Origin of the sequence: Brooklawnia propionicigenes, assembly GCF_030297015.1 — a bacterium.
GTDB lineage: Bacteria > Actinomycetota > Actinomycetes > Propionibacteriales > Propionibacteriaceae > Brooklawnia > Brooklawnia propionicigenes.
Genome location: NZ_AP028056.1, coordinates 2,323,393 through 2,347,816, shown reverse-complemented (window position 1 = coordinate 2,347,816; position 24,424 = coordinate 2,323,393). Strand labels below are relative to the sequence as shown.

Genomic DNA, 24,424 nt, shown 5'->3' with positions numbered 1-24,424 from the left:
ACAGCCCCCTCAGTGCTTCAGCTGGTTCTGGTCGTCGACCGAGGCCGAGCGGCGGGTCTTAAAGATGATCATGATGATGGCCAATCCGATTACGACTTCACAGGCGGCGACGACCATCACGAAGAAGGCGCCGACCTGGCCCAGCAGAGTGCCGTTGGCATAGCTGAAAGCAACCATCGCGAGGTTGGCGGAGTTCAGCATCAGCTCCACCGACATGAAAGCGATCAGGACATTGCGGCGGATCAGGAAGCCGAGCAGCCCGATCGAGAAGAGGATCGCCGACAGCACAACGTAGGCGTTCGGGCTCATCACTGCTCCTTGGGGGTGTCAGGATCGCCATCGGTCGTCTCGATGGCGGTGCGCTCCACAGAACCCGGATCGGCGAGCTCTTCGGCGACCTTCGGCGCCTCATCGCTGCCGGTGTTCTCGTCTTGAACCTCGACGAACTCGGTGATCGCTGCTCGATGCGCGGCACGCAGACCGTCGTTCTCGACGACCGCGACTCCGCGGATGGCCAGCGTCGGCGAGACCGACTTCTCGGCGATCGACCCGTCCGGCAGCAACGCCGGGTACTCGATCGAGTTGTGCCGGGCGTAGACACCGGGGCCGGGCAGCGGACCAGGATCCTTCCCGGTCTCGGCGAACTCCAGAGTCTTGCGGCGGGCCCGTTCGGCCTGGGTCTCACGCTTGCGCAGCGACTCACCGTGTGCCAGGACGATGGCTGCCAGCGCGGCGACCATCAGCAGGGCGGCGGTCAACTCGAAGGCGAAGACGTAGGTGCCGAAGATGATCTTCGCGATGCCTTCGACGTTGCCCCCGGCATTCGCCGTCTCCAGGCCACCGGCACCGGTGACGATGCCGTTGCCGGCCACCACGATGATGAACGCCGCGAAAGCGAAGACGAAGATCGCTGCGGCGACCCGCTGGCCGCGCAGCGTCTCGATCAGGGAGTCGGTCGTGTCAACGCCGACGATCATCATGGTGAACAAGAAGAGCATCATGATGGCGCCGGTGTAGACGATGATCTGCGCGACGAACAGGAAGGGCGCGTCCAGCGAGGCGTACAGGCAGCCCAGCGCCACCATCATGCCTGCCAGGCTGATCGCCGAGTGCACGGGCTTGCGGGCGATCACCATGCCCAGGGCCCCAGCGATGGACAGGGGCGCGAAGATCCAGAACGCCACCACCTGCCCGGTTATGAGCGGAATCACTTCTCAGCCTCCTTGGCTGCGGGCTGGCCGGTCCGGGTGTCGGGCTGGCCGGTGGGCGGAAGCCCCAGGAAGTAGTCCTTTTCGTCAGCGCCGAGCCTGCGCGGGTGTGGTGGCTCCTCCATGCCAGGCAGCAGAGGCGCCAGCAACTGATCCTTCTCGTAGATCATCAGCTCGCGAGTCCGGTTCGAGAACTTGAAATCGTTGGTCATGGTGAGCGCGCGCGTCGGGCAGGCCTCGATGCAGTAGCCGCACAGGATGCAGCGCAGATAGTTGATCTGGTACACCTTGCCGTAGCGCTCACCGGGCGAGTAGCGCTCCTCCTCGGTGTTGTCGGCGCCTTCGACGTAGATGGCGTCGGCCGGGCACGCCCAGGCGCAGAGCTCACAACCCACGCACTTCTCCAGTCCGTCGGGCCAGCGGTTCAGCTGGTGACGGCCGTGGTAGCGCGGAGCGGTGATCTTCTCCTCACCTTTTTGCGGGTAACCCTGCGTGAAGGTCTTGCGGAACATCGTCCTGAAGGTGATGCCGAATCCTGACCAGGCGCCCATTACAGTTCAGCTCCATTCGATGTCGCCGCGCGCCGGGCGGACGAGGCCGTCGCCCCTGCCGGCTCGGCGGTACCTTCTGCCACCACCGCGGTGATCAGCTTCTGGCCGGGCATCGGCGGTACCGGATAGCCCCCGGCGAAGGCGTCGAACTCGGCGTCCAGGTCGATCGGCTCGGCTTCGGGTTGCGGTTCGGGACCGCTGAACCAGATCGCCGCCACCACCGCCGCCAGGAAGACGATCAGGATGCCGATGAAGATCGGGTCGGCCCACCAGCCGTGCACCGATGCGCCGCGCACCAGGGCGAGCAGCACGATCCACGCCAGGTTCGCCGGAATCAGCACCTTCCAGCCGAGCTTCATCATCTGGTCGTAGCGCACGCGAGGAACCGCTGCCCGCACCCACGCGACGGTGAAGATCATGATCTGCACCTTGAGGACGAACCACAGCAGCGTCCACCAGCCCTGATCCAAGAAGGTGCCGTTCAACGGCCACGGTGCGTGGAAACCGCCGAGGAACAGCGTCACCGACACCGCCGAAACGGTCGCGACGTTGATGTACTCGGCGAGGAAGTAGAGCGCGTAACGGAAGCCGGAGTAGTCGGTGATGTGTCCCGAAACCAGTTCCGATTCGCATTCGGGCATGTCGAACGGCTGACGGTTGGTCTCGCCGAACATCGAAACGTAGTAGATGACGAAACTCGGCAACAGCAGCAGGCCGTACCAGCTCGGCAACGCGATCGTGGCGCCGAACAGATTGATCGGCTCCGCCTGAGCCGCGACGATCTGGCTGGTCGACATCGTCCCCGCGTACATGAAGACGGCGACCAGGGAGAGACCCATCGCGATCTCGTAGCTGATCACCTGCGCGGTGGCGCGCATCGAGCCGAGCAGCGAATAGGTGCCGTTGGACGACCAGCCGGCCAGCACGAAGCCGTAGAAGCCCACGCCGGCGATGGCCATGACCAGCAGGGCTGCCACCGGCAGATCGGTCAGCTGCAGCCGGGTCTCGATCCCGAACATCCGCACCGGGCCGCCCAGCGGGATGACCGACCAGGAGGCGAATGCGGCGACCGCGGTCAGCATCGGTGCGATGTTGAACACCAGCGCGTCGGTGCGGGCCGGGCGGAAGTCCTCCTTGAAGAGCAGCTTCACGCCGTCGCCGAGCGCCTGGCCCAGGCCGAGGGGGCCGTTCATGATCGGGCCCTTGCGGTTCTGCATCTTGCCGAGTACCCGGCGCTCGAACCACACGTTGAAGATGGTCCAGGTCAGCAGCAGGACGAAGACGCCCACCACCTTGATCAGGATGAGCCACCAGGGATCGTTGAGGAAGACCGTTTCCATGCTGGTCATGCCGCACCTCCTGCGGTCTTGACTACCGCCAGCCGGACCCGGTCACCCGGGCGGGCATGCAGCGTACGGAACAATTCGACGCCCGAGTTGGTCGGCGCCCAGACCACGTCGTCCACCATCGAGGCGGTGACCGCCGCCGGTAGCACGACCTCGCCGCTGTCGGTGCCGATCGTCACCGGCTCGCCGTCGCGCACTCCCAGCGCGGCCGCGGTGGCCGGCGAAATCCGTGCCAGCGGGGCCGGGGCGGTGAGCCGCAGGGTTTCGGCACCGTCGAGGCAGCGGGAGTCATCGATCGCCTGATGCCAGCTGGCCAGCTTCAGGCCCTCGCCGCCGGCCTGGGCCGGTGCGCCGGCCGCGGCGGTGAAGCCGGGCTTGGCGCCCTCCCAGTCGGTGATCTCGTAGTAGGCGGCCTGCGCCTGCGGCGGCGTGCGCATGCCCAGGTCGGATCCGAGCGCATCGGCAAGTGCCGCCAGCACCCGCACGTCGGTCATCACCGATGGCGCGTCGGTGTTGATGATGTTCACCGGACGAAGCCGGTGCTCCCAGTTGATGAAGGTGCCGAGCTGTTCTTCGAGCAGCGCGACCGGGAAGACCACGTCGGCCACCTCGGTCACCGCGCTGCGCCGCTGTTCGAGGCTGACGACGAAGACATCATCGCTTGCCAAGGCGGCGTAGGCGGCTTCGGGATCGGCCATGTCGGCCAGATCGACAGCCGCGGTCACCAGGGCCTTCAGCGAACCCGCGGCAGCCGCCGCGAGCATCTGCTCGGCGTCCAGGCCAGCGGTATCGGGCAGATGGTCGATACCCCAGGCAGCCTGCAGGTCGACGCGCGCCGACGCATCGGAGGCGGGGCGTCCACCCGGCAGCAGCTGCGGCAGGCAACCGGCTTCCAGGGCGGCCAATTCGCCGGCCCGGCGCGGAATCCACGCCCAGCGCAGGCCCTTGGCGGCGTACTCGCGGACCTTCGGCAGCAGCCCGGGAACCAGTCCCGCCCGCTCCCCCACCAGCACGATGGTGCCTTCGTCGAGTTCGGCAGCGATCGAGTCGAGTGCCTGCACTTCGTCGCCGGGCGCCGTGGGAACCAGAACGGCACCCAGCTTCCGTGATCCGTTGGTCAGGAATGGCGCGACCGCGAGGATCCGCGTGCCGTTCTTGCGGTTGCCCTTGCGCAGCCGCAGGAAGACCGCCGAGGATTCCTCCTCCGGCTCGAAGCCGACCAGCACGACCTTGGCAGCGTTCTCCAGGTCGGTGAAGGTGACGTCGATCTCGCGGCTGGTGACCTCGGCGGCCAGGAAGCCGGCCTCGTCGGCGCCGTAGGGGCGCGTCCGGAAGTCGATCGAGTTGGTGCCGAGTACCGCGCGTGCGAACTTCGAATAGGCGAATGCGTTCTCCAAGGTCAACCGGCCGCCGGTGAGCACACCGGACGAGGCTCCGGCGGCTTTCAGGCCGGCGACTGCCGCGTCGATGGCCTCCGGCCAGCTGGCGGGTACCAGTTCACCGTCGCGGCGTACCAGCGGATAGCTCAGCCGGTCGGCCTGTCGTCCGTAGTAGAAGCCGAAACGGCCCTTGTCGCAGTTCCACTGCTCGTTGACTTCGGGGTCGTCGCCGGCCAGTCGCCGCTTCACCTGGAAGTGCCGGTGATCGGTGCGCAACTGGCAGCCGCTGGCGCAGTGCTCACACGTCGTCGTGGTGCTGACCAGGTCGAACGGGCGAGCCTGGAAGCGGTAGTCGACGCTGGTCAGGGCACCGACCGGGCAGATCTGGACGATATTGCCCGAGAAGTAGCTCTCGTAGGGATGACTCGCGTAGATGTTGATCTGGCTCAGCGCGCCCCGCTCCGACAGCGAGATGAAGTCGTCGCCGCTGATCTGTTCACCGAAGCGCGTGCAGCGTTGGCACAGCACGCAGCGCTCCCGGTCGATGAGGATCTGCGCCGAGATGTTCACCGGCTTCGGGTAGGTGCGCTTGAGGCCCTCGAACCGCGATTCGCCCGGACCATGACTCATCGTCTGGTTCTGCAGGGGGCATTCGCCGCCCTTGTCGCAGATCGGGCAGTCCAGCGGGTGGTTGATCAGCAGGAACTCCAGCATGCCCTGCTGGTGTTTGGCGACCTTCTCGTTGGTGGCGGCGGTCTCGACGACCATGTTCGGCATCACGGTCAGCGCACAGGCAGGCTGCGGCTTCATCGGACGCCCATTGCCTCCGTCGGGCACCTCGACCAGGCACTGCCGGCAGGCGGCGACCGGATCGAGCAGTTCGTGATCGCAGAACCGCGGGATGTCGATGCCCAGCCGCTCGGCAGCCCGGATGACCAGGGTGCCCTTCGGCACGCTGACCTGGATGCCGTCGATGGTGGCGGTCACCAGGTCGGCCTTGGCCACCTCGCCGTCAGGCTTCTTGACGTCGGTGCTCACTGGTCTGCCCCCTCACTGACAGCGATCCTCTCGCGTTCGTACGGGAAGTAGACGCTCTTCTCGTAGGGGAACAGTTCCCAGGCCGGGGTGTGGTATCCGGCCTCGAACTCGTCCCGGAAATACTTGATGGAGCTGGTGATGTTGGCCACGAAGCCGTCGGCCAGGGTACAGAAGCTCTTCATCGTGACGTTGTCGCACAGGTCGAGGATCTTCTCGATGTCGCCCTCGTGGCCCTTGCCCTGCTCGAGATTGTGCAGGGTCTGCACCAGCCACCAGCTGCCCTCTCGACATGGCGTGCACTTGCCGCAGGACTCGTGCTTGTAGAACTCGGTCCACCGCAATGTCGTGCGTACCACCGAGACCGTCTCGTCGAAGGTCTGCAGCGCCTTGGTGCCCAGGATCGAGCCGGCCGCCGCGACGCCCTCGTAGTCGAGGTGCACGTCAAGTTGGTCGGGGGTCAGGATCGGGGTGGACGAGCCACCCGGTGTGAAGAACTTCAGCTGGTGACCGTCGCGGATGCCGCCGGCCAGGTCGAGCAGCGTCCGGTAGGTGGTGCCCAGCGGCGCCTCGTACTGTCCGGGGCGCTTGACATGACCCGAGACCGAGTAGATCGTCGAACCCGCCGACTTCTCGGTGCCCATCAGCTTGTACCAGTCGGCCCCACGGGCCACGATGGCCGGCACCGAGGCGATGGACTCGGCGTTGTTGACCACGGTCGGCGATGCGTACAGGCCGGCGACCGCCGGGAACGGCGGGCGAAGCCTGGGCTGGCCCCGGCGTCCCTCGAGGGAATCGAGCAGCGCGGTTTCCTCACCACAGATGTAGGCGCCGGCACCGGCATGGACGACGATGTCGAGGTCGTACTCGGTGCCGAAGATGCCCTTGCCCAGGTAGCCGGCCTGGTAGGCGTCCGCGACGGCCTGCTGCAGCCGGCGGATCACATGCAGCACCTCACCGCGCACGTAGATGAAGGCGTGATGGGCGCGCACCGCGTACGAGCTGATGATGACGCCCTCGACCAGCGTGTGCGGGGTCGCCATTAGCATCGGCATGTCTTTGCAGGTGCCCGGCTCGGACTCATCGCAGTTGATGACCAGGTACTTGGGCTTCGGGTTGGTCTGCGGGATGAAGCTCCACTTCACGCCGGTCGGGAAGCCGGCGCCGCCACGACCGCGCAGTCCGGAATCCTTGACCAAGGTGATGATCGCATCCGGATCCATGCCGACCGCCTTGCGCGCGGCCTGGTAGCCGCCCTGGGCGACGTAGTTGGCGATCTTCCATGCCTCGGGCTGATCCCAGTTATCGGTCAGAGTCGGGGTCAGGACGTCAACGCTCACTCGGACGCACCTCCATCGAGAGCAGCAGAAGTGGGAGGAACCGGCGAAACCCAGCCCTTCTCGCGGGCGATGTTCAGACCTGCCAGCGACGCCGGGCCCGCGGTGGGACCTTCGTCGGCCAGCCCGTCCGGGAATCCCGCGAGCACGCGTTCGGCCTCGGCCCAGCTGGTGATGTGCGCTCCGCGGGTGGAGCGGACCTCGCGTCCGGCCTCCAGGTTGTCGATCAGGGCGGCGGCCTTCTCGGGGGTCATGGAATCCATGAACTCCCAGTTGACCATCATCACCGGGGCGAAGTCGCAGGCCGCGTTGCACTCGAGGCGCTCCAGGCTGAACATGCCGTCCTCGGTGGTCTCGCCCTCGTCGATGCCCAGCCGTTCCTTCATCTGATCCAGCAGGATGTCGCCGCCCATGACCGCGCAGACCGTCGTGGTGCACACCCCGATGTGGTGATGGCCGGCAGGACGCCGCTTGTACATGGTGTAGAAGGTGGCCACGCCGTTGACCTGGGCGGTGGAGATGCCCAGCAGGTCGGCGCAGATCTGCACGCCGGCATCGGTGACACGTCCGTCGACGGACTGCACCAGATGCAGCATCGGCAGCAGCGCCGAGCGCGGTTCGGGATAGCGCGCCATGATCTGGCGCAACTCCGCGATCGTGTCTTCGCCGATATTGGTGCGGTCGTCATGCACGTCAATACCGGAGGCATCGTCGAATGCCGCGACGAACTCATGCCCGCTCATCGAGTCTCACTCCTTGTCAGCAAGATATCCGTCATCGGTCGACGCCTCCCATGACCGGGTCGATGCTGGCCAGCGCCATCAGCAGGTCGGACAGCATCGCACCTTCGGACATGATCGGCAGGGCTTGAACGTGGTTGAAGCCTGGGTCGCGCATATGTGCCCGGTACGGCCGGGTACCTCCGTCGGAGACCAGATGAGCGCCCAGCTCACCGGCGGGGCCTTCGATGGCCACGTAGACCTGGCCCGCCGGCACCTTGAAGCCTTCGGTCACCTTCTTGAAGTGGTGGATCAGCGCTTCCATGGACTCACCCATGATGTGCTTGATGTGCTCGTTCGAGTTGCCCTGGCCATCGGCGCCCACCGTCAGATCGCTCGGCCATTCGAGGTCGGGATCCTGTACCCGGAAGGGCTCGCCCTGGCTTTCGACCAGCTCGTCGCGCACCTGCTCGAGGATGCGCAGCGACTGCATCATCTCGTCGCAGCGGATCTTGAAGCGTCCATAGGCATCGCAGCTGGTCTCGGTGCAGACATCGAAGTCGTAGTGGTCGTAGCCCAGATACGGCTGGGTCTTGCGCAGATCCCAGGGGTAGCCGGTCGACCGCAGCACCGGGCCGGTCATGCCGAGCATCATGCAGGTGCTCAGATCCAGCACGCCGATGTGCTGAGTGCGGGCCTTGAAGATCGGGTTGTCGAGCATGAACAGCGCGATCTCGGGGACGTTGATCCTCAGCTGCTTGATCAACTCGTCCAGCAGGTCGATGCCGTCGTCCGGCATGTCGTTCTGGACGCCGCCCGGCCGAATGTAGGCGTTGTTCATGCGCAGACCGGTCAGCGCCTCGGTGAACTCGAGGATGCGTTCCCGCTCGCGCAGGCCGACCTCCTGAGGTGAGGTGGCGCCCAGTTCGAGGCAGTTGGCGCCCACCGCGGTCAGGTGCGAGGCGATGCGGTTGGTCTCCATCGCGAGCACCCGCAGCTGGTTGCCGCGCCGCGGGATGTCATCGGTGATGTCGAGCAGCTTGTCCACGGCCAACGAATAGGCGGCCTCATTATGAATGCCGCCTACGTAGTTCATCCGGGTGAAGAAGGTCGAGCCCTGCGTCCAGGTGCGGTACTCGGAGTTCTTCTCGATGCCGGTATGCAAGAATCCGATGCCCGGACGACAGCTCATCACGTTCTCGCCGTCCATCTCGAGCACCAGACGCATCACGCCGTGGGTCGAGGGGTGCTGCGGGCCGAGATTGACCACGATGATCTCGTCGGCGCGTTCGCGCTGGGATTCGATGATCTGGTCCCAGTCGGCACCCGAGGACAAGTAGGCCTGATCGGCGATCGGCTCGCCCGGTACCGCGAAAACGTCCTCCGAGCCGGGAACGCCCGCACTCCGCTTCGTCTGTTCGCTCATGCCTGGTAGCTCCTGCGCTCGTCCGGGGGCGGCACGACCGCTCCCTTGTACTCGACCGGAATGCCGCCCAAGGGGTAGTCCTTGCGTTGCGGATGACCGACCCAGTCGTCGGGCATCAGGATACGGGTCAGCGCCGGATGGCCATCGAAGATGATGCCGAACATGTCCCAGGTCTCGCGCTCGTGAAAGTTCGCCATCGGGTACACCGGGACGACGCTGGGAATATGAGCGTCACCATCGGGGCAGGTGACCTCCAGCCTGATGCGGCGGTTGTGGGTGTAGCTGAGGAGGTCGTAGACCGCGTGCAACTCGCTGCCGGTCATCTCCGGGTAGTGCACACCGGAAACGCTCATGCAGACCTCGAAACGCAGCGCGGGATCATCGCGCAACGCCTTGACCACCTCGAGCAGCTTCTCCCGCAGCACGACGAAGGTGATCTCGCCGCGCCAGATCATCACCCGGGACGCGAAGTGCGGCACCAGCTCGGCCACCCGGTCGGCGACATCATCGAACCAGCCGCCGAACGGCGGGGTGGCGGTGCCCGGCATCTCGATGATGCGGGTCATGCCCGAGAAGCCGCTGGTGTCGCCGGATCCGTGGCCGGGACCCCACATGCCCTTGCGGACCGTGACCACGGGGCCTTCGGTCGGGGCCTGGGGCACCAGCACCCGGTCCAGATGCGCGTGCGGCCCGCTCGCCAATTCGCTGGCCGAGCCGGTCCCCTCGGCGATCAGTTGGCCCTTGGTCACTTCTTCGGGACCGGCGACCGGGTTGTCTGCCGTACCGACCACCTTCGGATCCCTGCCTTCGGAGTTCTTCTCGCTCATCGCATGAGCCCCTTCTGCTCAAGCAGCGCCGGAGCCTCGAGAGCAGCAGCCTCCTTCTCGGAGATCGCCTTGTCGCGATCGGCACCGATCGGGCCCCACTGCAGTTCTTTCTCACGCAGCTTGAAGACTGCATCGATCAACATGTCGGGACGCGGCGGACAACCCGGCACGTACATGTCGACCGGGACGATGTGATCGACGCCCTGAATGATCGCGTAGTTGTTGAACATGCCGCCGGTGCTCGCGCACACGCCCATCGAGATGCACCACTTCGGGTTGGGCATCTGGTCCCACAGCTGGCGGACGACCGGCGCCATCTTCTGGCTGACGCGTCCGGAGACGATCATCAGATCCGCCTGGCGGGGTGAGGCGCGGAAGACCTCTTGACCCCATCGTCCGGCATCGTGACGCGGGCCGCCGTATTGCATCATTTCGATGGCGCAGCAGGCCAGGCCCATCGTGAGTGGCCAGAACGACGCCTTGCGCGTCCAGCCTGCGATCGCTTCGACGGTGGTCAGCAGGACACCCGAAGGTACGTGGTCTTCGATACCCATGAGTACTCCCCTTCCGATTCAGTCCCAGTCCAGGCCACCACGACGCAGGTCGTAGTAGTAGGCAACGACGACGGTGACGATGAACAAGATCATGGCGGCGACGGCGAGCGTGTCCAGCGCACCGAAGGCCACCGCCCAGGGGTAAAGGAATACGATCTCGATGTCGAACATAATAAACAACATTGCTGTTACGTAATACTTCACCGAGAAGCGACCGCCATTTGTGGGCTGAGGCGTCGCCTGAAGCCCACACTCGAAGGAGTCGTACTTGGTGCGGTTGTATCGCGCGGGCCCGATTACCGTGCTCAGCGGGATCGCTGCCAGCACGAATACCGTAGCCAGAACCACCATCCCGGCAATGGGAATATAGGGGTTCATGTCTGCTCCGCCCTTCTCTACTTTTTCGCGATCAACAATGGGTGGCGATCAAGGACCATTCTGTCCTATCACGTCGTGATCGTCATGTCGAAGGCGCCACCCTGGACATTAATGCAATAAGACGATCACTTAAATCAGCCGGTGGCTCATCGGTGAGGTGCGCCAACAGTTTATGCACCAGGTACATCAGGTGCTTACGCGGGAGTCCATACGTGACGCACAGGTGCATGATCTCGGGCCGCCCGATCAACTGGACGAAGACCGTGCCGAGCCGGTAGTAGCCTCCCCAGGCCTGCTTCACCTGGTTCGGGTAGGACTGGAAGGCCAGTTCGGCGCCCGGGCTGCCGAAGCCGCGTGCCCGGGCGTCCACGATGGCACGGGCGGCCATCTCGGCCGACTCCATCGCATACGAGATGCCCTCGCCGTTGAACGGATTGACCATGCCGGCGGAGTCGCCGACCAGCATCAGGCCGTCGCGGTACAGCGGGGCCCGGTTGATCGCCATCGGCAGCGCGGCGCCGCGGATCGGTTCGAGCCGGTTGGCTTCGCGGAAACCCCACTCCTCGGGAGTGTTGTCGAGCCAGGTGCGCATCAGCTGGCGGTAGTCGGTCTTGCCGAAGGCCTTGCTCGAATCGAGCATGCCCAGCCCCACGTTGGCCGAGCCGTCACCCAAGCCGAAGACCCAGCCGTAGCCCGGCAGTAGGTTCGACTCGCCGGGCTTGCCGTCCCAAAGCTCGAGGTAGCTCTCGATCCACTCCATGTCGGATTTCGGGCTGGTGTAGTAACTGCGTACCGCCACTCCGAGCGGCCGCTTGGCCAGCCTGGTGCGCCCGGTCGCCTCGGCCAGCCTGGACGAGACACCGTCGCAGGCGACCACGATGGGCGCCCGGTACTCGCGGCCGCGCGCATCGGTGACGCCGACCACGCGGCCGCTGCGGTCGTCGACGATCGGGGCGCTCACCCGCACGCCGGTGTGCAGCCGCGCACCGGCCTGCACGGCCGTGCCGGCCAGCAGGTCGTCGAAGACCGAACGCGGACAGACCAGGCCGAAATCAGGAAATGCCGTCAGCTCGGGCCAGGCCATCGTGAACGGCTCGGTTCGTCCGCCGTGGATGCGCAGCCCCTTGTTGCGAACCCATCCCGACGACGGGCTGGTGTCGATGCCCAGCCTGCCCAGCATCCGCACGGTGCGCGGGGTCAGCCCGTCGCCGCACACCTTCTCACGGGGGAACTCGGATTTCTCCAAGAGCAGAACATCGAGACCCTGACGGGCCAGGAACGTCGCCGCCGATGAACCGCCGGGTCCGGCGCCGACCACGACCACATCGGCGTCCTGGGTGGCTTGTGGATCGGCAAACGTCATCGCCGACGCTCGTGGCCCAGCGATACTCGAGGCACGGGAAGCTTCCGGCATAACACACCTCCTCGACCTGTGATCCACTCGGGGAAGTCTAGCCCGCGGGCATCGCCCAGCCCTAACGAGGTCGCGCCCCCCGGGCCCGGTCGCTGTCATCAGGTACTGTCGTGCAGGTGATCATCAACCCGGGGTCATCTCGTCTGCATGCCTCCACTATCTGGATCGACGACCCTGGCCCGCTCACCGACTTCCTCTGCGCCGAAGACGCCTGCTTCCTGCGGGGCTCCGACGGCTTCGTCGCCCTGGGCGAAGTCGCGCGCCACGAAAGCACGTCGATGACCGAGGCGGACGCCTGGTGGCGCCAGATGGTGTCCGAGATCGAGAACGAGTCGGAGATGCCGGGGCGCTTCGGCACCGGTCCGCTGACCTACGGCACCTTCTGTTTCGATCCTGGCCACACCGAGTACTCCTCGGTGCTGATCGTCCCGGAGATCATCATCGGCCGGCACCGGGGCCACTCCTGGCTGACCCAAATCGGATACGACCGGGTGAGCCCCGAGTTGCCGCCCTGCCACTCGAAGCCCAGCCCACCCACCGGGTTGCGGTTCAGCTCCGGAAGCATCACCGAGAGCGAGTGGATGGGCGTGGTCCGCGACATGACCCTGCGCATCCGCGCCGGCCAGGCGAGCAAGGTCGTGCTGGCCCGCGACATCGAGGCGCGCACCGACGGCCCGATAGACCCCCGCTGGCCGCTGCGCCAGCTGCTGGCCAGCTACGGTTCCTGCTGGAATTACCTGATCGACGGGCTGGTCGGGTCGACCCCCGAGATGCTGGTGCGCCGTGAACGCGGCCTGACCACCTCGCGGGTGCTGGCCGGCACCGTTCCCCGGGTCGAGGGAGTGGACGACGCCCAGCGGGCCGCCCAGCTGGTCTCGTCCGCGAAGGATCTGGAGGAACACCGCTTCGCGGTGAACTCGGTGATCGAGTCCCTGCGCGGGCATCTGCTGGCCATGCATGTGCCCGAGGCACCCTATGTGTTGACGCTGCCGAATGTGCTGCATCTGGCCACCGACATCTGCGGCATCTCGGAGCCCGGGCTGAGCACGCTGGCGCTGGCCGACGCCGCCCATCCGTCGGCCGCGGTCTGTGGTGCACCGACCGATGTGGCCCGGCAGCTGATCGCCCACTACGAGCAGTTGGACCGTGGACGGTTCGCCGGGCCCGTGGGCTGGATGGACGCCCAGGGCGACGGCGAGTGGGCGGTCGCGCTGCGCTGCGGTCAGATCGACGCCACCGACGCCACCCGGATGCGGTTGTACGCAGGCGGAGGGATCATGGCCGCGTCCGACCCGCACGCCGAACTGGTCGAGACCGACGCCAAGTTCTCGCCGATGAAAGCCGCCTTGCGCGAAACACTGTGATCGCCTCCAGCTGAGCGTCCTACGCTTGGTGCCGTGCCAGCGACCCGAACGCGCCGTCCCAGCGACGGGCCCGCAGTCTGGACGCTCACCGGCACCGGAGCCACCCTGGCGTTGGCCATGAGCTGGGTGGCGCTGTCGCCCAGCCTGCTGCCCCGCAACTGGTGGGCCACCGGTATCACCGTCGGATTGTCGGCGATCGTGGGCTACGCGGTCGGCACGCTCGTCCAAGCCGGCTGGGTGGCGCTCAGCCGGGCGTCCAAGCTCACCGTCAGCATCAGCCCCGGTTGGAAGCGGTGGTTGCGTCGCGGCTGGTTCGGTGCGCTGGTGGTGCTCACCGCCGTCTCATGGTGGGCCAATGTGCAACGCCAGCAGGGGCTGGCTACCAGCGTCGGAGTCTCCTCGGCCGGCTGGCGAGGACAGTCGCTCGGGCTGTTGCTGGGCATCGTCATCTTCGCGCTGCTGCTGGGCGCCGGCCGCACCACGCTGTGGATCGCTCACCTGATCGGGCATCGCCTGCGCCTCGTGCTGCCCGGCTGGCTGGCTCTACTCACCACGGTCAGCACCGTCACCCTGATCGTGGTTCTGCTCGCCCGCGGCGCTGTCATCTTGCCGCTGCTGGACGAGATCACCAAGGCTGCCGCGGCCAGCAACGGCATCACCGGGTCCGGGCGCCAGCCACCTGTCGAACCGGAGCGTTCGGGCAGTGCAGCCTCGAACGAGTCCTGGGAGTCCCTGGGACGCCAAGGCCGGGCCGTAGTCGCTGACGGCCCTCGCGCGGCGGACATCGCCCGCGTCACCGGCGAGCCGGCCATGGAACCGATCCGGGCATACGCGGGGCTGAGTGCGGGACGCGATATCGAGGCGACCGCCCAGGCCGTGGTCGCCGAACTCGACCGCACCAACGCGTGGCAGCGTTCCTATCTCATGGTCGCGACCGCCGTCAGCAACGGCTGGACCGAGGAGTACACGCTGGCGTCGGTCGAGTACCTGACCCGTGGCGATGTCGCCTCGGCCAGCATGCAGTATTCGTTCCTGCCCAGCGGCGTGGCCTACGTCATCGACCGCAGCAGCGCCGCAGAGGCCGGCCGGGACCTGTGGCAGGCCATCTACCAGCGCTGGCTGCAACTGCCGGCCGATCATCGTCCGAAGCTGCTGGTCAGCGGGGAATCGATGGGCGCCTTCGGCAGCCAGGCCGCCTTCGACTCGCCCGGCGAACTGCTGGACGAGGCCTACGGCGCGGTCTGGGCGGGCACTCCGCGCTTCACTCCGCTGTGGGCACAGCTGACCGCGGCCCGCCGGATCGGCTCCCCGGAGGTCGCCCCGGTGATCGACAACGGGCGCAGTATCCGATTCGCCACCAACGTGGCCGAGTTGGAGCACGACCATTTCGGCGGCCTGTACGAACCATGGCAGCAGCATCCCCGGGTCGTGTACCTGCAGAATGCGTCGGATCCGGTGGTCTGGTGGTCGGCGGATCTGCTGTGGCGCGAGCCGGACTGGATGCGGGAACAGACCAGCAACCAGTCGGGGGCCACGATGACCTGGATGCCGTGGGTGACGTTCTGGCAGATCACCCTCGACATGCCGGACGCCCTCACACCGCAGGCAGGTCAGGGACACCAGTACCAGAGCGAGCTGATCCCGGTCTGGAACGCCGTGCTCGGCCAACCGGCCTCGGACGCCGAACTGGCGGCGATCGCGCAGGCGATCAACGCTTCCCTGGTGCCCCGCTGAGGCTGGCTCATTCCTGGTGCCCCGCTGAGGCCTGCCCGCAGATCACCCCGGGCGCCCCAGGGCGATCCATCGATACCGCTCGCGGGTCAGCGCTTGCTGCGGGTGTAGGTGATCTTCTCCCGCTGCCCGGAGACACCGCCGCCCTTCTTGGCGGCGGCCAGCTGGCGCTGCGCCTCCTCGTTCTGCTCCATCAGGTCCTGGGTATTGATACCGCCGGAGCGCAACACCATGTAACAGATGATCGCGATCACGATCGAGATCATCGGGCTCCAGCCGAACAGCACCGGCAGGGTGATCAGGGCGATGACGTCGAAGCCACGCACCAGGTTGAACATCAGCCCGGGCGGCAGCGCACCGAAGCCGGTGGCCACCATCGGGGACGAGTAGTCGGCCGACTTGGCCGTCACCCAGCGCATCGCCGCGATGTACCCGGCCACCGCCGTGATCAGACCCTTCATCAGGCCGTTGCCGAGCCCTGCGGGGGTCGGGGCGTCCGGCCCGATCAGCACGAATGCGGGTCCGGCGGCGATCGCCCACAGCAGCGCCAGAACGGCCGGCACCACCGTCAGCGAACCGTTCAGCTGGGAAGTGGACATCGGGAAGGCTCGCGCCAGGCCCCGGGTGCGGCTCAGCACCCGCAACGAGTCGAAGAATGGCACCATCACGAACATCAGCACGATCGCCGAAACCGCCGGGGTCAGGTTCCCCAATCCCAGCGACAGCAGCGCGTAGGGCACCACCGCGCTGACCAGCAGGACGACCACGCCGCGAGGATTGCGCAGCAGCCGCTCGACCTCACGCCAGATCAGCGCCGCGCGTCCGGACGAGCGTCCCTTCGACGGATGAACATGGCCTTTCGCCAGCCAGCGGCGGTTCACCACGATGTCGCGCATCAGCCCGAAGTCGAGCGCGAACATGGCGCCTTGCATGCCCGACAGCAGGTCACCGCCCGAGACCAGGCGGGTCCGCCGGACATTGTGCAGGTTGCGGCGGGCGATCACCGAGCAGACGATGGCAGCCACGCCAGCGACGGCCAGCACGCCCACGCCGAACTCCTCGGTGTGCGCCGGATCGATCGGCAGGCTGATCCAATCGGAGGCCACCGCGATCATGGCGACCAGCACGCCCATCGCGAGCACGGAGATCACTGCCTGCAGCACGGCCAGCACGGTGGTGCGCTCGGCGGCCTGTTCGATGGCCGCCAGAGCGACCACCGCGGCGGTGGCCAGGCCGATCGCCGCTGCCCAGGTGCCGATCGCGGTCCAGCTGAGTCCGGTCACCATGGTGACCGCACCACCCAGCACCACACCGATCGCGCAGGCTCCGATCACCACGGCCCACAGCCGCCGGTTGAGCAGTCGGCTGCGCCGCACCGGGGCGTCCAGCAGCCAGAAACCCTCGGCGGCCGAGGCGATGACCGGCCCGAAGATCCGTGACACGCTGACACCGACGACGACCACCAGCGTAAGAACCAGCCAGGGCAGCAGACCGCGCGCCGTCAGGCAGCCGGACGTGCTGCAGCCGGCCGCCGATTGCTGAACCGACATGATGCCGCTGACGATCATCGCCATGATGACGACCAGCGAGAAGATCACCACATAGCCGTCGGTGATCATGTCCCAGATGGTCCGGGTGGCCCTGCCCTTGCGCCAGTCCTTCATCAGCAGCTGAAGCTGCTTCTCGTCGGCCAGTCCGGTCTCGAAGTCCTCCACGTCGGCGAACGCGGTCTGACGCTCGTAGAGCACGGGCTCGGGCGCGGCCGGCTCCGGCTGTGCCTGTTCGGGGCGGGGGGCCTGCTGGGGCTTGGGTTTCGACTGACGCCGATTGCGTTTGCTGGTGCGACTCACAACTCGTACTCCGGTTCGACCTGCGATTCGCTGGCCTCGGCGGCTGCACCGAGGCGCACGATCCGCGCCCCCAGCGCGTTCACCAGCGTCGGCTCATGGCTGGCCATCACGATCGCCAGGCCCTTGCTCATCTCATGCTTCAGCCGAGCGCCCAGCCAGGCGACGCCCTCGACGTCGAGGCGCTGCTCGGGTTCGTCCATCACCAGCAGCTTGCGCGGACGGACCAGGGCGGTCGCCAGGGCGAGCCTGCGCCGCTGGCCACTGGACAGCGTGCCGGGCAACTGAGCCGACTGCGGGACGAGTTGCACCTCATCGAGCACCTCGTCGACCAGCGCGTCGGGATCGGCCAGTCCGTGGGCACGCGCGAGCAGATCGAGATGCTCGACGACCGACAGGTCGGGGAAGAAATCCAGGTCGTCCACGATGGTGGCAACATCGCGGCGGAATGCCGGGTCGGTTTCGCTGACCTTGCGTCCAAATGCCTCGACCCGCCCCTCACTGGGACGATCGGCGCCGATGATGCAGCGCAGGACGGTCGACTTACCGGAACCGTTGCGTCCGGTCAATGCCACAGCCTCACCCGAGTACACAGTCAGGTTGAATCGGTCGACGATCACATGATCGCCATATTTCTTCATCAGGTCGGTCACCTTGAGGACCGTCTCGCGCTTGGCCATGGCTCCCATTGTGGCCTTCGGACCCAACCGGTTTCACCTCAGGTCATCGACATGGACGGCCCGGCCGCGTGCAGCAGGCGAACCAGGCAGAGAAAAGGCAGGACCCGGCGCTTCGCAACGAGGTGACGATGGGTTGTTTTGGGAGGGAAACCCATCCGTTGGAGTGCCGGGCCCTGCTCAAGAGCCTCCTCAGCGCGACCGTGGATTCGTGCTGGAGGCGGAAGGGAGCGATCGACAAACAGGCCGCGTGCTAGCACGGAGGGAGCTAGTGGGACTACGCATCGTGATGCCTCTCGGTTCCCGAGCCTTGTGCGACATTGCTTGTCCGGGGAGCCCGAGGGCTGGCCCAGTCTCGCTTTACCGCGACGAGACGGTTCTCTTACTCTCCACGTTTCGGTCCGGCTCTCGGCTTTTGCGGCCAATGACGGTTGCGGGTCAGCTCGGGAATTTCACCCGATTCTCCACGCGGATTGACATCAGCATAGCAGCCCGGCCGCACATTGCACCGATTGGCGACCGGCCGGCACGCTACTTTCGGCGCGGGCTGTGGCAATGTAGTGGGGTGCCAAACCGCGCAGATCTCGATAAGCAGCCCGGCGATGTCGCCGGCATGTTCGACGACGTTGCCCGCCGTTACGACCTGATGAACGACCTGATGACCTTCGGCCAGGTCAGGTTCTGGCGCAAGGCCGTGCTGGCCGCGATCGCACCCCAGCCGGGCGAGCGCATCCTCGATCTGGCTGCCGGCACCGGCACGTCGTCCGAACCGCTGGCCCGAGCCGGTGCCATCGCGTTCCCCACGGACCTGTCGCTCGGCATGCTCACCGAAGGACATCACCGCTACCCCGATCTGCGGTTCGTGGCCGGCGACGCGCTGGCGCTGCCGTTCGCCGACGACAGCTTCGACGCGGTGACGATCAGCTACGGCCTGCGCAATGTGCACGACACCCGGGCCGGGCTGGCCGAACTGCTGCGGGTCACCAGGCCGGGCGGACGCATCCTGGTCTGCGAGTTCAGCACCCCCACCTGGACGCCGTTCCGCGTCGCCTACCGCTGGTACATGCATCATGTGATGCCCCGCTTCCGGGTGGTCTCGTCGAACGCACCGGCCTACGACTACCTGGTGGAGTCGATCCTGGCCTGGCCCGACCAGCGCAGCCTGGCCGAGCTGATGACCGAGGTGGGCTGGCGGGACGTCCAGTGGAAGAACCTGACCGGCGGCATCGTCGCCATGCATCGCGGCTGGGTGAAGTGAGCCTGCCGGACGATCCGGTTCTGCTCGATTCCTACGCAGCGATCCGTTGCCCGGTGAAGGTGCAGAACCATTTCGATACCTCGATCTCGTCGCCGGTGGGCGGCAGTATGGCCGGGGTGCGCATCAGCAGCGAGCTTCAGGCCGAGCGTTTCGCCAGCCGGGAGTTCATCGACCAGATGCTCGACCGGCTGGCCCGCGTCACCGGAGCGCTGGATCTGCGGCTGCTGGCCGGTGAAGACCTGGCGGTCATCCGCGACGCCACCCGCGACGCGGTGGGCTCGGGTGTGCCGCTGATCATCGCCCCGCAATTGCCGATCGACTACGCCGGACACCGCTGGGGCAGCCCGTCGGTGCTGGTCCGGGGCGCCGACCATGCCGAGGGAACACCCGGCTATCTGCCCGTCCACGTGAAGCCGAAGCGGATGCTGGAGCGCCACAGCCGCGCCCATCAGCTGGCCGGCAGCCCGCTGGCGACCCCGTGGCACGGCGAGCGGCTCGAGATGACCGATGCCCGGCTGCGCACCGGACGCGAGAACGATCAGCTGCAGCTCGCCCACTTCTGGCGGCTCCTGGAGGCGGCCGGCTGGCAGTCGGCCGGGGAGCCGGTCGCCGGCATCATCGGCAAGGACACCGTGCGCCGCACCTTCTTCACCGAGGGTGAGCGGGCCAGCGAACCGGCGCTGAGCCTGGCGAGCGGGCCGGGATCATCGGGAACCCAGATGGTCGCCTGGGTGGAGTTGAGCCGCAAGCAGATCCGCACCTTCTCGCGAACATCATCGTCCGGCTGGACGCTGCGTTCGCCGCTGGAACGCTACGACCACGAGCACACCTTCCGGGTCAACCTGGCCCGGGCGGCCCGCGAGCGCGCGCACGGCGAGACCGGCGTCGGCCCGATGGTGCGGCCCATCTTCGTCCGCGAATGCAGCTCCTGCCAGTGGTGGGCGGTATGCGCGCCGATCCTGGGTTCGGACGATCTGTCGCTGCGCATCGACAAGTCACCGCTCGACGTCCGCGAGGTCAGCGTGCTGCGCAGTCTCGGCATCCAGTCCATCCACGACCTGGCGACCACCGACCTGGACGCGCTGCTGCCGCGTTATTTGCCCGAGGTGCGCCACCGCGATCATGCGGACGACCGGCTGCTGCTGGCTGCCCGCCGGGCCCGGATGATCAGCAGCGGGGTCGACCTGGAGCGGACCACCCGTGGTGCCATCGGGTTGCCGTCGTCGCAGATCGAGATCGACTGGGATATCGAGACCTCGGCAGCCGACCGGATCTATCTGTGGGGGTTCTGGGTGGCCGGCAGCGACGACTGGCAATCGGGGCGCTATGCCTGGTTCGGTGAGTTCCGCGATCTGGACGCCGAGGGCGAGATCCGGCTGGCGATCCAGGCGATGAGCTGGCTGACCTCGATGCTGGCCGAGCATCCGCACACCCGCGTCTATCACTACTCGGACTACGAGATGGTGCACCTCACCAAACTCGTTCAGGTCTCCAAGTCCCCGGAGCTGCGCCAGGCCCTGGACCTGCTCCGCAGCGCCCATGTGGACCTGTTCACCGTGATCAGGAAGCACTTCTTCGGCGCGCACGGGCTCGGCCTGAAGACGGTCGCGCATGCGGGTGCGGGATTCAGCTGGCGCGACGACTCCCCCGGTGGGCTCAATTCGCAGAGCTGGTTCGCCGAGGCTGCGCACGGTCCCGACCCGCGGACCCGGGACGACGCCCGGCAGCGCGTCCTCGACTACAACGAGGACGACGTACGGGCGACGGCCGCACTGCGGGCCTGGCTACGCGCCGAACACGGCGACCAGCACCTCGATGCCGTGCACCGGCCGGCCGAGATATTCGAGTAGCTCATCGACGCCGTCGACGCGTCGGGCGGGCCAGCCGTAGCCTTCGGCGATCGCGGCCAGATCGCGTCCGTGGGGCATGGCGAAAAGCGGCTGGTAGCAGGGCGCATCGGCGACCTCGAGCGTGCCGAAGATGCTGCCACCGTCGTCGTCTCCGACCACGATGCGCAGATCAGGCACCGGCTGACCGGCCGGGATGTGCAGGGAGCCGGCGTCGTGCAGGAAGCCCAGGTCGCCGATCAGCACGGTCGCGGGGCGAGCGGTGGCCAACGCGATGCCCGCGGCGGTCGAGATCACCCCGTCGATGCCGGACAGTCCCCGGTTGGCCCAGCAGATGGTCGGCGGGTCGTCGGGTACCGGGTCGGCGATCGGGGAAAGGTCCGCGTTGCGGATCAGGCTGGACGCGCCGAACACCAAGTTCTGCGGTGCGGACGCGACCACGGCATCGGCGACCGACTGCCCGGTCAGCACACCGCCGCCACGGCCTGCGGCGCGCCGGCCGGCCGGACTCGGGTCGGTGGGCAGCTCGCGGTCGACCAGCCGCCACTCGTTCAGCCAGTCATCGTCGCCGGGAGCCAGCTCGACATCATCGCAGACCTGGCTGGCGGCCCATCCCGGATCCGGCCAGCTCGCCGAGGGGCTGACCACGACCAGTTCGATGTCGCGCCGGCTGAGCAGCCGATGAACCGGCCTCGACAAGGTGGGATGGCCGAAGACCAGGACGCGCTCGATGCGCTCGCCCAGTGCGGTGTCGAGCAGCAGCCGGTACCCGGCGATCGCGCACCGGCCCGAACGTGCATTGCTGGACGGTTCGGCGAAAAGCGGCAGCCGGGCGGTCTCGGCCAGTTCGCGGGCGCGGTGCCCGACCTGGGCGGGGGCGTCCCCGGCCAGCACGACGGTGCGCGGGCCCGCGACCAGCTGGGCCGGCACGGCCGGACGCGAACGGGCGACCGAGGTCAGCCTGGTCGGCTCCGGATCGGCCATCAGATCATCGACGAAGGGTTCGGTGAAGGCGGCGTTGATGTGCACCGGGCCGGGCTCGCGGGTGCGCAGCCCGAACCCTGCCGCGAACAGCCGCGACAGTTGCGCGGACCACGCTGCGGGCGCGTCGTCGCTGCCGGCCAGCGCCAGGTCGCCGACGACATGGCGGCCGAAGATGCCTACCTGATGGGTGGTCTGGTTGGCGCCGGTGCCCACCAACGTGGCCGGACGATCGGCCGTGATGACCACCAGCATCACCCCGGACGCGCGGGCCTCCATCACCGCCGGCATCAGATTGCCGACCGCGGTTCCCGAGGTCACCAGCACCGCCGCTGCCCCGCCCGCCCTGGCCAGCCCCAGGGCGAGGAAGCCGCCAGCGCGTTCATCGGTTCTGGTGTGCAGCCGGACTCTGCCCTCGCCGGCCAGGCGGGCCAGGGCCAGCGCCACCGGCGTGCTGCGTGAACCCGGGCAGACCACGACCTGCGTGATGCCCGCCGACGCCAGCCCCTCGGCCAGCGTCAGTCCCAAACCGGCTGAGCCCATCAGTGCTTGTCCATGGCCAGTGCGAGGCAGCGGTTGAGCCGGTCGCGCCACCAGGTCTGGCGCGCGGAGTCCGCGCGAACACGCAGCAGCGCGATGGGCGACGGTATCGGGCGCTCCCCCAGCACCAGATAGCCGTCGGTGGCGATCAGGGGCTGATCGATCACATCGTCGGCGAGCATCTTGACGGTGTTGAGGCCACACGCCAGGTCGAGGGACGGCAATGCTGCCGCGGCCTGCAGGCCCGCCCAGATGCCGACACTGGTCTCCAAAGCAGAACTGATCACAGCAGGCAAGCCCAGATCGGTGGCCAACTCGACGCAGCGACGCCAGCCACCCAACGGCTGGGTCTTCAGCACGATCACGTCGGCGGCATCGAGTTCGGCGACCCGGTAGGGGTCCTCGGCCCGGCGGATCGACTCGTCCGCGGCGATCGGCACGTCGATCTGCTTGTCTCGCAGCCGGCGCCGCAGCTCGGCCAGCTCTTCGACGCTGGCGCACGGCTGCTCGGCATACTGCAAGTTGTAGGCCGCCATCGCGGTCAGCGCCCGTTCGGCGCGATCGACACTCCAGGCGCCATTCGCGTCCACCCTGACCGCACCCTCGTCGCCGAGTGCGGCACGTACCGACGCGAGCCGCGCGAGGTCGTCTTCCAGGCAGGAGTTGGGGTCGGCGACCTTGACCTTGGCGGTTCGGCAGCCCGAGCAGCGCACCAGGTCGGCTGCGCGGCGCGGCGAGACGACCGGAATGGTGACATTGACCGGGATACGGTCGCGCCTGATCTCCGGATCGGTTCTCAGCAGCGATGCCTGCAGCCAGCGGGCGGCGTCGGCGTCCGAGTACTCGAGGAAGGGGCTCCACTCGCTCCACCGGTCCCGGCGACGCAGCAGCATGCCTTCACGGGTGGTGATATTGCGCATCGGCAGACGCATGGGGATGCTGTAGACAAATACCTCGTCGAAGACTCCGGCGAACATTTCAGGCTCCGATCAACATTCCGGCAAAAATGCCCAGGCCACCGGCCAGCTCGGCGAAGCCGGTGAATTTCAGTGTGCGGACGAGCGTCAGGCCCTGGCCACCGCCGAGCACATGCTGGGTGGCAGGGATGAGGAAGATCACCATGGCGAGGCCGGCCAGCGCCCACCAGGTGGTGCCGGCGGCGGTGGCGATCACGGCCAGCACTGCGATGCCGGCGAGGATGGCGTAGAAGATGCGGCTGCCGCGCTCACCCAGTCGAGTCTCGAGGGTGCGTTTGCCGGCGGCCTTGTCATTGGCGATGTCCCGCAGGTTGTTGCAGACCAGCACGGCGCAGGCGAGCGCTCCCATGCCTGTGCCGGCGGTCCAGGCGGGCCAGGGCGCCTGCCCGAGTTGCACATAGGCGGTTCCGACGGTGGCGACCAGGCCGAAGAAGATGAAGACGAACACCTCGCCCAGTCCGAGATAGCCGTAAGGATGCTTGCCGCCGGTGTAATACCAAGCGGCCAGGATGCAGGCAGCTCCGACTCCGATCAGCCACCACTGGCCGGCCAGGGCGACCAGTACCAGCCCGAAGACTGCAGCCAGACCGAAACAGCCGAACGCCGCCGCTCTCACCTGCCCCGGACGGGCCGCTCCGGACCCCACCAGCCGCTGCGGGCCGACCCGCTGCGCGTCGGTGCCCCGCACCCCATCCGAATAATCGTTGGCGTAGTTGACTCCGACCTGCAGCCCGAGGGCGACCAGCGCGGCCAGGATCGTGCGGGTCGCGCTGAACCCCTGCTCGTGAATCGCGATACCGGCACCCGCCAGCACTGGTGCGACGGCTGCGGGCAACGTCCGCAGACGCGCGCCCTCGATCCACTCGGCGACACTCGCCACGTTCAATTCCCCCTCGGCTCGGCTGGCCGGTTTCAGCGCTGAGGTCCCTAATCTTGCCACGCTCGGCGTGCCTATCCTTCTTCACTTGGGGCCGCTCGGGCCCGGATTCGGCTTTTGGATCGATCCAACGCGCCAACTGAAGAAGATC

21 protein-coding genes are annotated in these 24,424 nt (G+C 67.2%); 4 read left to right on the top strand and 17 right to left on the bottom strand.

Features of this window, described 5'->3' with window-relative positions; all coding sequences use genetic code 11:
• Nucleotides 1-9: 9 nt before the first annotated feature.
• The 12 genes from nuoK to QUE25_RS10635 form a co-directional block, all read right to left on the bottom strand.
• Nucleotides 10-309 carry an NADH-quinone oxidoreductase subunit NuoK gene (gene nuoK / locus QUE25_RS10690; protein WP_286264822.1) on the bottom strand — a complete coding sequence of 100 codons (300 nt, stop codon included), beginning with the start codon at nt 307-309 and terminating at the stop codon, nt 10-12.
• Nucleotides 309-1,211 carry an NADH-quinone oxidoreductase subunit J gene (locus QUE25_RS10685; RefSeq protein WP_286264820.1) on the bottom strand — a complete coding sequence of 301 codons (903 nt, stop codon included), beginning with the start codon at nt 1,209-1,211 and terminating at the stop codon, nt 309-311. Before QUE25_RS10685 ends, nuoK begins: the two co-directional genes overlap by 1 nt.
• Nucleotides 1,208-1,759 carry an NADH-quinone oxidoreductase subunit NuoI gene (gene nuoI, locus QUE25_RS10680; protein WP_286264818.1) on the bottom strand — a complete coding sequence of 184 codons (552 nt, stop codon included), beginning with the start codon at nt 1,757-1,759 and terminating at the stop codon, nt 1,208-1,210. Before nuoI ends, QUE25_RS10685 begins: the two co-directional genes overlap by 4 nt.
• Nucleotides 1,759-3,108: an NADH-quinone oxidoreductase subunit NuoH gene (gene nuoH / locus QUE25_RS10675; protein ID WP_286264816.1), complete on the bottom strand. Its 1,350-nt coding sequence runs from the start codon at nt 3,106-3,108 to the stop codon at nt 1,759-1,761. Before nuoH ends, nuoI begins: the two co-directional genes overlap by 1 nt.
• A complete protein-coding gene (locus tag QUE25_RS10670; RefSeq protein WP_286264814.1) occupies nt 3,105-5,522 on the bottom strand; it encodes an NADH-quinone oxidoreductase subunit G in 2,418 nt (805 codons plus the stop codon). The genes nuoH and QUE25_RS10670 overlap by 4 nt, the downstream gene beginning before the upstream one ends.
• Nucleotides 5,519-6,859 carry an NADH-quinone oxidoreductase subunit NuoF gene (gene nuoF, locus QUE25_RS10665; protein ID WP_286264813.1) on the bottom strand — a complete coding sequence of 447 codons (1,341 nt, stop codon included), beginning with the start codon at nt 6,857-6,859 and terminating at the stop codon, nt 5,519-5,521. The genes QUE25_RS10670 and nuoF overlap by 4 nt, the downstream gene beginning before the upstream one ends.
• Nucleotides 6,856-7,599, bottom strand: coding sequence for an NADH-quinone oxidoreductase subunit NuoE (gene nuoE, locus QUE25_RS10660; RefSeq protein WP_286264811.1), 744 nt, complete (start codon nt 7,597-7,599; stop codon nt 6,856-6,858). Before nuoE ends, nuoF begins: the two co-directional genes overlap by 4 nt.
• Nucleotides 7,600-7,630: 31 nt before the next feature.
• Entirely contained in the window at nt 7,631-9,001 is a 1,371-nt protein-coding gene (locus tag QUE25_RS10655; RefSeq protein WP_286264809.1) for an NADH-quinone oxidoreductase subunit D, read from the bottom strand.
• The gene (locus QUE25_RS10650; RefSeq protein ID WP_286264807.1) at nt 8,998-9,828 is read right to left on the bottom strand and encodes an NADH-quinone oxidoreductase subunit C; all 831 of its coding nucleotides are present in this window, start codon (nt 9,826-9,828) and stop codon (nt 8,998-9,000) included. The genes QUE25_RS10655 and QUE25_RS10650 overlap by 4 nt, the downstream gene beginning before the upstream one ends.
• Entirely contained in the window at nt 9,825-10,382 is a 558-nt protein-coding gene (locus tag QUE25_RS10645; protein ID WP_286264805.1) for a NuoB/complex I 20 kDa subunit family protein, read from the bottom strand. The genes QUE25_RS10650 and QUE25_RS10645 overlap by 4 nt, the downstream gene beginning before the upstream one ends.
• Nucleotides 10,383-10,400: 18 nt before the next feature.
• Nucleotides 10,401-10,760 carry an NADH-quinone oxidoreductase subunit A gene (locus QUE25_RS10640; RefSeq protein WP_286264803.1) on the bottom strand — a complete coding sequence of 120 codons (360 nt, stop codon included), beginning with the start codon at nt 10,758-10,760 and terminating at the stop codon, nt 10,401-10,403.
• Nucleotides 10,761-10,842: 82 nt separating this feature from the next.
• Nucleotides 10,843-12,123, bottom strand: coding sequence for an NAD(P)/FAD-dependent oxidoreductase (locus QUE25_RS10635; RefSeq protein WP_286264801.1), 1,281 nt, complete (start codon nt 12,121-12,123; stop codon nt 10,843-10,845).
• A gap of 167 nt (nt 12,124-12,290) precedes the next feature.
• On the opposite strand from QUE25_RS10635, the gene QUE25_RS10630 reads away from it, so the two are divergent.
• A complete protein-coding gene (locus tag QUE25_RS10630) occupies nt 12,291-13,538 on the top strand; it encodes an isochorismate synthase (protein WP_286264799.1) in 1,248 nt (415 codons plus the stop codon).
• 33 nt (nt 13,539-13,571) lie between these two features.
• A complete protein-coding gene (locus QUE25_RS10625) occupies nt 13,572-15,272 on the top strand; it encodes an alpha/beta hydrolase (protein ID WP_286264797.1) in 1,701 nt (566 codons plus the stop codon).
• An 86-nt stretch (nt 15,273-15,358) separates the two neighbouring features.
• Here QUE25_RS10625 and QUE25_RS10620 read toward each other — a convergent pair whose 3' ends face one another.
• The gene (locus QUE25_RS10620) at nt 15,359-17,119 is read right to left on the bottom strand and encodes a DUF6297 family protein (protein ID WP_286264795.1); all 1,761 of its coding nucleotides are present in this window, start codon (nt 17,117-17,119) and stop codon (nt 15,359-15,361) included.
• The gene (locus tag QUE25_RS10615; protein ID WP_286268546.1) at nt 17,116-17,805 is read right to left on the bottom strand and encodes an ABC transporter ATP-binding protein; all 690 of its coding nucleotides are present in this window, start codon (nt 17,803-17,805) and stop codon (nt 17,116-17,118) included. Before QUE25_RS10615 ends, QUE25_RS10620 begins: the two co-directional genes overlap by 4 nt.
• Before the next feature lie 601 nt (nt 17,806-18,406).
• On the opposite strand from QUE25_RS10615, the gene QUE25_RS10610 reads away from it, so the two are divergent.
• Both QUE25_RS10610 and QUE25_RS10605 read left to right on the top strand, forming a co-directional pair.
• On the top strand, nt 18,407-19,051 hold the full coding sequence (locus tag QUE25_RS10610) for a class I SAM-dependent methyltransferase (protein WP_286268545.1): 645 nt from the start codon (nt 18,407-18,409) through the stop codon (nt 19,049-19,051).
• Complete coding sequence (locus tag QUE25_RS10605) at nt 18,997-20,901, top strand: TM0106 family RecB-like putative nuclease (protein ID WP_286264793.1); 1,905 nt, start codon at nt 18,997-18,999, stop codon at nt 20,899-20,901. The genes QUE25_RS10610 and QUE25_RS10605 overlap by 55 nt, the downstream gene beginning before the upstream one ends.
• Here QUE25_RS10605 and menD read toward each other — a convergent pair.
• From menD to QUE25_RS10590, 3 genes are read right to left on the bottom strand one after another with little or no spacing between them, the layout of a single operon-like run.
• Nucleotides 20,836-22,422: a 2-succinyl-5-enolpyruvyl-6-hydroxy-3-cyclohexene-1-carboxylic-acid synthase gene (gene menD, locus QUE25_RS10600; RefSeq protein WP_286264791.1), complete on the bottom strand. Its 1,587-nt coding sequence runs from the start codon at nt 22,420-22,422 to the stop codon at nt 20,836-20,838. The two genes, QUE25_RS10605 and menD, sit on opposite strands and share 66 nt — an antisense overlap.
• A complete protein-coding gene (locus tag QUE25_RS10595) occupies nt 22,422-23,396 on the bottom strand; it encodes an o-succinylbenzoate synthase (protein WP_286264789.1) in 975 nt (324 codons plus the stop codon). Before QUE25_RS10595 ends, menD begins: the two co-directional genes overlap by 1 nt.
• A 1-nt stretch (nt 23,397) precedes the next feature.
• The gene (locus QUE25_RS10590) at nt 23,398-24,276 is read right to left on the bottom strand and encodes a 1,4-dihydroxy-2-naphthoate polyprenyltransferase (RefSeq protein ID WP_286264786.1); all 879 of its coding nucleotides are present in this window, start codon (nt 24,274-24,276) and stop codon (nt 23,398-23,400) included.
• Between the last annotated feature and the right edge of the window lie 148 nt (nt 24,277-24,424).

Bases quoted from the DNA above. Each gene is read 5' to 3' on its own strand.
- nuoK (WP_286264822.1), bottom strand. From the start codon at position 309: ATGAGCCCGAACGCCTACGTTGTGCTGTCGGCGATCCTCTTCTCGATC.
- QUE25_RS10640 (WP_286264803.1), bottom strand. From the start codon at position 10,760: ATGAACCCCTATATTCCCATTGCCGGGATGGTGGTTCTGGCTACGGTA.
- QUE25_RS10655 (WP_286264809.1), bottom strand. From the start codon at position 9,001: ATGAGCGAACAGACGAAGCGGAGTGCGGGCGTTCCCGGCTCGGAGGAC.
- QUE25_RS10645 (WP_286264805.1), bottom strand. From the start codon at position 10,382: ATGGGTATCGAAGACCACGTACCTTCGGGTGTCCTGCTGACCACCGTC.
- QUE25_RS10615 (WP_286268546.1), bottom strand. From the start codon at position 17,805: ATGGGAGCCATGGCCAAGCGCGAGACGGTCCTCAAGGTGACCGACCTG.
- QUE25_RS10595 (WP_286264789.1), bottom strand. From the start codon at position 23,396: ATGTTCGCCGGAGTCTTCGACGAGGTATTTGTCTACAGCATCCCCATG.
- nuoH (WP_286264816.1), bottom strand. From the start codon at position 3,108: ATGACCAGCATGGAAACGGTCTTCCTCAACGATCCCTGGTGGCTCATC.
- menD (WP_286264791.1), bottom strand. From the start codon at position 22,422: ATGGGCTCAGCCGGTTTGGGACTGACGCTGGCCGAGGGGCTGGCGTCG.
- nuoI (WP_286264818.1), bottom strand. From the start codon at position 1,759: ATGGGCGCCTGGTCAGGATTCGGCATCACCTTCAGGACGATGTTCCGC.
- nuoE (WP_286264811.1), bottom strand. From the start codon at position 7,599: ATGAGCGGGCATGAGTTCGTCGCGGCATTCGACGATGCCTCCGGTATT.
- QUE25_RS10635 (WP_286264801.1), bottom strand. From the start codon at position 12,123: ATGACGTTTGCCGATCCACAAGCCACCCAGGACGCCGATGTGGTCGTG.
- QUE25_RS10610 (WP_286268545.1), top strand. From the start codon at position 18,407: ATGTTCGACGACGTTGCCCGCCGTTACGACCTGATGAACGACCTGATG.
- QUE25_RS10650 (WP_286264807.1), bottom strand. From the start codon at position 9,828: ATGAGCGAGAAGAACTCCGAAGGCAGGGATCCGAAGGTGGTCGGTACG.